Below are 4,991 nucleotides of genomic sequence, written 5' to 3'. Positions count from 1 at the left end.
CCCACCTGACCCCATGCCGAACTCAGTAGTGAAACGCCGTAGCGCCGATGGTAGTGTGGGGTCTCCCCATGCGAGAGTAGGGAACTGCCAGGCATCCAATAGTGACGAAGCCCTCTGTGCAAACAGAGGGCTTTTTCATGTCCGTAAAGCTGGCGGTTGACTACGCGAGCGCGAGAGTCGGACAACCGGCAATGCCGGTTGAACGGAGCCGCAGGCGGCAAAGTTACTCGCAGTGAACCGTCCCCATCGGGTAAACTAGGCCCAATAGTGATTAAGAAAGGTTGTTACCATGACAATGCAGGGTGTGGCGTTAAAACACCTCAATTCATTTGCCATCGACGCGGCGGCGGCCAATGTTGCCGCCGCCCATAACGAGGCGGAGTTATTAACGCTTTGGCGCCACGCCAAACGGCAGTCCAGCCCGGTGTTGTTGCTGGGCGGCGGCAGTAATGTCCTGTTTTTGGAAAACTTTGCCGGCACCATCTTGCTAAATCGCATTAATGGCATCTCCGTCGATGAAGACGACCACGCCTGGCATCTGCGGGTCGGCGCCGGAGAGGACTGGCATGGCCTGGTTTCCTTCACCCTGGATCAAGGCATGGCGGGATTGGAAAACCTAGCGCTCATCCCCGGCCGTGTAGGTTCGGCACCCATTCAAAATATCGGCGCCTACGGCGTGGAATTGGAATCGGTATGCGAATACGTCGATCTGCTTGACCTCAATAGTGGAGATAAGACCCGACTGAGCGCGGCGGAGTGCCGGTTCGGTTATCGCGACAGCGTGTTTAAACACGCTTATCGCGACAGCTACGCCATCGTGGCGGTGGGTTTCATCTTGGCAAAAACCTGGCGCCCGGTGCTCACCTACGGCGACTTGGTGCGCCTGGACAGCCATAGCGTTACCCCGCGCCAGGTATTTGATGCCGTTTGCGCCATGCGGCGCGGCAAATTACCCGATCCTGCCGTCACCGGCAATGCCGGCAGCTTTTTTAAAAATCCGGTGGTCAGCGCCGGGGACGCGGGGCGTCTAGTGCAACAGTATCCCGATGCGCCGCACTATCCCCAGCCCGATGGCGGCGTTAAACTTGCGGCCGGGTGGCTAATCGATAAATGCGAACTCAAAGGATATCAGCTTGGCGAAGCGGCGGTACACGCCAGGCAGGCGCTGGTATTAATCAATACCGGCAATGCCACCGGACAGGATATAGCCGCACTGGCAAGATTGGTGCGCAACAGGGTGGCGGAACAGTTTAACGTCTGGCTGGAGCCTGAGGTGCGATTTATTGCCGCCACGGGGGAAGTCGACGCGGTGGAGGCCTTGTCATGAAAGATATCACCGTGCCGCTAAAATTAATCGGTCTGCTGGCCGACAGCGAGTTCCACTCCGGCGAGCAATTCGGTGACACGTTGGGCATGAGCCGCGCCGCCGTCAATAAACATATCCAAACCCTGCGGGAATGGGGCGTGGATGTTTTTACCGTTCCCGGCAAAGGCTACCGGCTCCATTCCCCAATGCAATTATTAGACGAGGAAAAAATCCGCGCGCTATTGCCCCGGGGAGGGGTTACAGTGCTGCCGGTTATAGATTCAACCAATCAATATCTTATGGAAAATATTGCCAGCCTCAGTTCCGGGGATGCCTGCGTGGCGGAGTACCAGATGGCTGGACGGGGAAGACGTGGCCGGCAATGGGTCTCGCCGTTCGGCGCTAATCTCTACCTGTCCCTGTATTGGCGGCTGGAGCAAGGGCCGGCGGCGGCAATCGGCCTTAGCCTGGTGATCGGCATCATCATGGCGGAGGTGCTGCATGAACTGGGCGCAGGTGAGGTGCGGGTGAAATGGCCCAACGATCTTTATCTGCGCGATCGCAAACTGGCCGGCATCCTGGTGGAAATCAGCGGCAAAGCGGGCGATGCCGCTCATCTGGTGATTGGCGCGGGCATCAACCTGGCGATGCGGGAAATGGCCGAGCCGGTTATCAATCAGGGCTGGATCAATCTACAAGAAGCGGATATCCATATAGATCGTAATGCCCTGGCCGCTAAGCTTATTAACGAGCTCAGGCTGGCATTGCCGGTTTTCGAACGTGACGGTTTCGCCGCCTTTGCCGCGCGTTGGCGGGTATTGGATAACTTCTACAATCGACCGGTTAAGCTGCTGATCGGCGAACGTGAAATCCAAGGCATCGCGCGCGGCATTGACGCGCAGGGCGCGTTGTTACTGGAAAGGAACGGGGAGATAAAGCCTTATTTAGGTGGTGAAATCTCGCTGCGCGGTCTTTAAACGGAATAAACCCATGCCACAGTGAAAGGTGGATGCCACCTTTCACTGTGATTGCGGATAATACATATTATTGTATGAGGGTGCGCCGGCCCTGTTTGTTTATGGTTCAAGGCGCACCGACGTTATGCTTATTTCCGCAGCCTGATATTCTCAACCGCATGATTGGCGCTTTTGGATAAAATCAGACTCGCACGCTCGCGCGTAGGCAGGATATTTTCTTTCAGGTTTAATCCGTTAATTTCGACCCAAAGTTGGGTGGCGATTTGCACCGCCTCTTCTTCCGTCAGCTTGGCATAATGATGAAAGTAAGAATCGGGATTGGAGAACGCCCCCTGACGGAAGCGCAAAAAGCGATTGATATACCAGCTTTTTAGCAAATCTTCCGGCGCATCCACATAGATCGAAAAGTCGACAAAATCGGAAACAAATACATGATGCGAGGCATGCTGATAATCCAACCCGCTTTGCAGCACGTTTAATCCTTCAAGAATTAAAATATCAGGTTGGGAGATGACTTTATTATTTTCCGGTACAATATCGTAAATTAAATGCGAATATACCGGCGCGGTCACCTCGTTGGCGCCAGATTTAACTTCGGATACGAAATTAACCAGGCTGCGCATATCGTAGGATTGAGGAAATCCCTTCTTCTTCATTAATTCCCGTTCTTTCAGCACTCGATTGGGATATAAAAAACCATCGGTGGTGACCAGTTCCACCGACCGGTGTTCCGGCCAGCGGCTCAGCAACGCCTGCAGTACGCGCGCGGTGGTGCTTTTACCTACCGCTACGCTGCCGGCGATACCGATAACATAGGGAATGTGCTGGCCGTTGGTGCCGAGGAACTGTTCAAGTACCGCCTGACGCCGCAGATTGGAGCTGATATAGAAATTAATCAACCGCGACAACGGCAGGTAAATTTCCGCCACTTCATCAAGGGACAGATCTTCATTGATCCCCTTGAGTTTGATAATTTCTTCCTGCGTTAACGTCAGGGGAACCGTATCACGCAAAGCGGCCCATTGCTGACGGTTGAACTGAAGATAGGGGGTGGTAAGGGATTGATCACGATTTATCATAAGCTTAACCAGCCTGTTGCGCAGGTCCAACCGGGGCAACCAAGCCCACCCGGAACGAAAACAAGCTGCATAGTATAGACAGCTTCGTTAACATCGTAGAGTGTTTTTTCTGCTTAAACTATGGAATTATGACATTTGGGATGCGGGCACGGCGCCGGGGCTCTGGACGCAGGCTTATGGAACCGTACCCGTCGTATGTCAGCTGGCGATGGCGCTCAACTGCTGATTGACGGCAAATAAGCGCTTGTAATAGATGACCGTGGAATGGTAATAGCCGTCCGGCGTGCAGGCGTAATCGGGAATTTCACCCAGGCAGCGGTAGCCGAGCGTTCGATAAAACGCTTCCGCGGGAGAGCCGGACTGGGTATCCAGGTACAGCAAGCCCCGCTGCAGTTCCCGCGCGGTACGCTCGAGCTCGCCTATCAATGATTTACCGATTCCTGCGCGCCGGGCGTGGCTGTGGACCAGAAGCTTTTGGATTTCAGCACGGTTTTGCCCATTCGGCTTAAGGCATAAATCCAATTGGATGCTGCCGACGATGCCCCGCTGGTCACGGGCAATCCATAGCAGTAAATTATTTTTTGCCATGGTTAAGCGCAGGCCGTGAATATAGGCTTCCGCCTCGTCCTGGGTGAGTGGGTTGGTATAACCCACCGAGGCGCCATGCGCGACGGCATCCATAAGCAGGCCCGCAAGTTCGCTGCGGTAAACGGGAAGTGTGGCGGCATTTAGCTGAACTATTTTCATGATGTCATCCTCCGGCCGGTGATATCACAGATACTTCACCTATAATCGCAGCAAGATGCGTGCCAGCCGGTTATCATGGCAGCGAGAGCCCCTGCGGAGGAAGGCGCGGGATTCCAGGCGCCACGGTGGTGCAATACGGCCGTCTTGGTGCAGCTCCGCTGTCGCCGACCTTTGCGGCGCATGAATAACAAGCAAATTTGTCGGACATTTTCTAATTTTGGGTATTTTATGAGCGAAAGTGCAATTTACGCGATTTTTTTGTTGCATAGGTCGCCAGCTCTACCTAGAATGCGCTGCACTTGATGCCGGCATAGCTCAGTTGGTAGAGCAACTGACTTGTAATCAGTAGGTCGAGGGTTCGACTCCTTCTGCCGGCACCAAAAAAAATCTGGTGGGGTTCCCGAGCGGCCAAAGGGAGCAGACTGTAAATCTGCCGTCACTGACTTCGAAGGTTCGAATCCTTCCCCCACCACCAAATTCGCCGCGGGCAACCAAGGCAATCCCTGATGCATAGCAACATCATGCACCGGGGGGAAGGTTGAGAACCTTCGACCAAGGTTCGAGTCGAGCAACGCGAGACAACGTCGCTTGCGACGGCCCGAAGGGTGAGGAACGAAGTGACGAATAATCCTTCCCCCACCACCAAATTCGCCGCGGGCAACCAAGGCAATCCCTGATGCATAGCAACATCATGCACCGGGGGGAAGGTTGAGAACCTTCGACCAGGGCTTGTAGGATAAAAGCCTTTCAACAATCTACAGAAATATCAGGTAGCCGAGTTCCAAGATGCGGGCATCGTATAATGGCTATTACCTCAGCCTTCCAAGCTGATGACGTGGGTTCGATTCCCACTGCCCGCTCCAAATGTGCTGATATAGCTCA

Annotated in this window: 4 protein-coding genes, 3 tRNA genes, 1 rRNA gene and 1 other RNA gene; 7 read left to right on the top strand and 2 right to left on the bottom strand. The window is 54.2% G+C overall.

Features of this window, described 5'->3' with window-relative positions; translation table 11 throughout:
- The 3 genes from rrf to birA form a co-directional block, all read left to right on the top strand.
- Nucleotides 1-93, top strand: a 5S ribosomal RNA gene (rrf, locus tag VGC33_RS19905); the annotation flags it as partial.
- Nucleotides 94-289: 196 nt separating this feature from the next.
- Nucleotides 290-1,327 carry a UDP-N-acetylmuramate dehydrogenase gene (gene murB, locus VGC33_RS19900; protein ID WP_331122508.1) on the top strand — a complete coding sequence of 346 codons (1,038 nt, stop codon included), beginning with the start codon at nt 290-292 and terminating at the stop codon, nt 1,325-1,327.
- Nucleotides 1,324-2,283: a bifunctional biotin--[acetyl-CoA-carboxylase] ligase/biotin operon repressor BirA gene (birA, locus tag VGC33_RS19895; protein ID WP_331122507.1), complete on the top strand. Its 960-nt coding sequence runs from the start codon at nt 1,324-1,326 to the stop codon at nt 2,281-2,283. Before murB ends, birA begins: the two co-directional genes overlap by 4 nt.
- Before the next feature lie 128 nt (nt 2,284-2,411).
- On the opposite strand, the gene coaA is transcribed toward birA, so the two are convergent.
- Both coaA and VGC33_RS19885 read right to left on the bottom strand, forming a co-directional pair.
- On the bottom strand, nt 2,412-3,362 hold the full coding sequence (gene coaA / locus VGC33_RS19890; RefSeq protein WP_331122506.1) for a type I pantothenate kinase: 951 nt from the start codon (nt 3,360-3,362) through the stop codon (nt 2,412-2,414).
- A gap of 198 nt (nt 3,363-3,560) precedes the next feature.
- Nucleotides 3,561-4,109 (bottom strand): GNAT family N-acetyltransferase, encoded by a 549-nt coding sequence (locus VGC33_RS19885; protein WP_331122505.1) that lies wholly within the window; start codon nt 4,107-4,109, stop codon nt 3,561-3,563.
- A 304-nt stretch (nt 4,110-4,413) separates the two neighbouring features.
- Here VGC33_RS19885 and VGC33_RS19880 point away from each other — a divergent pair.
- The 4 genes from VGC33_RS19880 (at nt 4,414) to VGC33_RS19865 (ending at nt 4,972) form a co-directional block, all read left to right on the top strand.
- Nucleotides 4,414-4,489, top strand: a tRNA-Thr gene (locus VGC33_RS19880).
- Nucleotides 4,490-4,499: 10 nt separating this feature from the next.
- Nucleotides 4,500-4,584 (top strand) — tRNA-Tyr (locus VGC33_RS19875).
- Between the two features lie 42 nt (nt 4,585-4,626).
- Nucleotides 4,627-4,754: non-coding RNA, RtT sRNA (locus tag VGC33_RS19870), on the top strand.
- A gap of 143 nt (nt 4,755-4,897) precedes the next feature.
- Nucleotides 4,898-4,972 (top strand) — tRNA-Gly (locus VGC33_RS19865).
- Nucleotides 4,973-4,991 lie beyond the last annotated feature (19 nt).

The organism is Acerihabitans sp. (genome assembly GCF_036398755.1).
Classification (GTDB): domain Bacteria; phylum Pseudomonadota; class Gammaproteobacteria; order Enterobacterales; family Enterobacteriaceae; genus Acerihabitans.
The sequence above is the reverse complement of the archived record's forward strand: the minus strand, read 5'-3'. Positions and strand labels throughout refer to the sequence as shown.